2 protein-coding genes are annotated in these 2,256 nt (G+C 65.6%); one reads left to right on the top strand and one right to left on the bottom strand.

Annotation, left to right across the window (positions count from 1 at the left end):
* The first annotated feature begins 110 nt into the window (after positions 1-110).
* Positions 111-1,433, top strand: a complete 1,323-nt coding sequence (locus tag ACJH6I_RS31675) for an ISL3 family transposase (RefSeq protein ID WP_052545499.1) — start codon at positions 111-113, stop codon at positions 1,431-1,433.
* Between the two features lie 7 nt (positions 1,434-1,440).
* On the opposite strand, the gene ACJH6I_RS31670 is transcribed toward ACJH6I_RS31675, so the two are convergent.
* Entirely contained in the window at positions 1,441-2,142 is a 702-nt protein-coding gene (locus ACJH6I_RS31670; RefSeq protein WP_052583420.1) for a plasmid pRiA4b ORF-3 family protein, read from the bottom strand.
* Positions 2,143-2,256: the final 114 nt, after the last annotated feature.

Here is a 2,256-nt window from a genome sequence, read left to right as displayed (position 1 = left end):
GGCTCTTCACAGATGAGGGTGTAGAGGTGGTTGGCGCGTCGTTGCCGGGATAGAGGTCGAGGTCTCTCGAAAATGAGGGTTCCTACACTCCTCATCCGAAAGACCTCGACGTGCCTGACGCTACCGGTCGGGCGGGCTTCGCCTGCGCTGACCTGACGACTTTCTGCCGCCTCGACGAACTTGGGCTGCAGGTGACCGGACAACGCCTTGAGCCCGGCCGTGCTGTGCTGGCGTGCCGGGTGACCGACGAGGACCGGTGGTGTCGTCGCTGCGGCGAAGAAGGCATCCCACGCGACAGCCTCACCCGTACTCTGGCCCATGAGCCGTTCGGGTGGCGCCCCACCACACTGCTGGTGACCATCCGTCGCTACCGGTGCGCCGGCTGCGCCCACGTGTGGCGACAAGACACCACCAGGATGGCCGAACCACGTGCCAAGCTGTCGCGGCGTGCTCTGCGGTGGGCGCTGGAAGCCATTGTCTGCCAGCATCTATCCGTGGCTCGCATCGCCGAAGCGCTCGCGGTGTCGTGGAACACCGCCAACAACGCGGTGCTGGCAGAAGGCCGACGGGTGCTGATCGCCGATCCGGCCCGTTTCGACGGCGTGGCGGTGATCGGCGTCGATGAGCACGTCTGGCGGCACACCCGTCGCGGTGACAGGTACGTCACCGTCATCATCGATCTCACCCCTGTGCGTGACGGGACCGGTCCGGCTCGGCTGCTCGACATGGTCGAGGGTCGCTCAAAAAAGGCGTTTCAGGACTGGTTGGCCGAGCGGCCGCAGGACTGGCGTGACGGCGTGGACGTTGTTGCTATGGATGGCTTCTCCGGGTTCAAGACCGCTACCGCCGAGGAACTGCCCGAGGCGGCGACGGTGATGGACCCTTTCCACGTGGTGCGCCTGGCTGGCAACGCCCTCGATGAGTGCCGCCGCCGGGTGCAGCTGGCGACATGTGGGCACCGCGGCCGCAAGTCCGACCCGCTCTACACCTGCCGACGCACCCTGCACACCGGTGCCGATCTGCTCACCGACCGCCAGCGCACCCGGCTGGCCGCCTTGTTCGCCGCCGACGCCCACGCAGAAGTCGAGGCCACCTGGCAGATGTATCAGCGCACCGTGGCCGCGTATCGTGAACCCGACCGCACGAAAGGCCGCACGATGATGGCGGCGCTGATCACCACGCTGAGCACCGGCGTTCCCAAGCCGCTGACCGAACTGATCACCCTGGGACGGACCCTGAAGAAGCGTGCCGCCGACGTGCTGGCCTACTTCGACCGCCCCGGCACCTCCAACGGGCCCACCGAAGCGATCAACGGCCGCCTCGAACACCTGCGCGGATCCGCGCTGGGCTTCCGCAACCTCACCAACTACATCGCCCGGTCACTGCTCGAGACCGGAGGCTTCCGAACTCAGCTCCTTGCACCTCGGCAGTGAAGAGTCCTCAACGCATATTCGACGCGGCCAGAGCGTCATTGGTCTCGGTCACCGAGAAACGATCGGGGTGCCAGCCTCGGGGCAGCCAGTCGCGCATCTCCTGCGCACCCAGCCCCATCGGTGTTGCCCGCGGGTCGTACCCGCCACGAACCCACGCAGCCAATTCCTCATAGCCGCCCAAGCCACCACAATCCTCCGGCGGGCAGGCCATCTTGCCCGCCAGGCACACCGGAGCCGAAGGTGGATCATCGAGAACGTCTTCGACCACCAGCACGTGCTCCCATCCGTCGCCGAAGTCGTAGTCATAGAACAACCGGTCGCCCTTACCGGAGACCACCTGATCCAGGCGCACACCGTCCTCGACGAGACCGTCGTCGCCTTCGCTGAGATCAAATCTGGTGACGAAGTAGACACGGGTACGCCGGTCCGCCCCGACACCGAACTTATGCAGATGACCGTCCTGCCAGCCCATCGCAACCTGCAGCACGTCATGCAGCTCATCGAGCACGAGGTCACCCGGCAGGACCAGACGACGCCAGATCGGCGGCTTGGCGTACATCAGGTCGACCCGCACCCGGAAACCCCGCACACGCTCCGGCACAGCTCCCACCTCGGGTGTCGGTTCATCGAACACTCCCGCGAACAAATCCCGGCCAGCATCGGCCATCAGCTGTTGCAGCATCGACAGGTCCACACCACCCCCGGACACCGCGCTCTTCCTCTTACTCTTCCGCTTCTCCTCCGGCACACACCCAGCCAACCAGACACCCCAATCACAGGCCGACAGCAGCTGACCGTTCTACACCCTCAATCATGAAGAGCC

It is taken from the genome of Mycobacterium sp. SMC-13 (assembly GCF_045311035.1).
Lineage (GTDB): Bacteria > Actinomycetota > Actinomycetes > Mycobacteriales > Mycobacteriaceae > Mycobacterium.
This window is presented reverse-complemented; position numbering and strand designations above follow the sequence as displayed.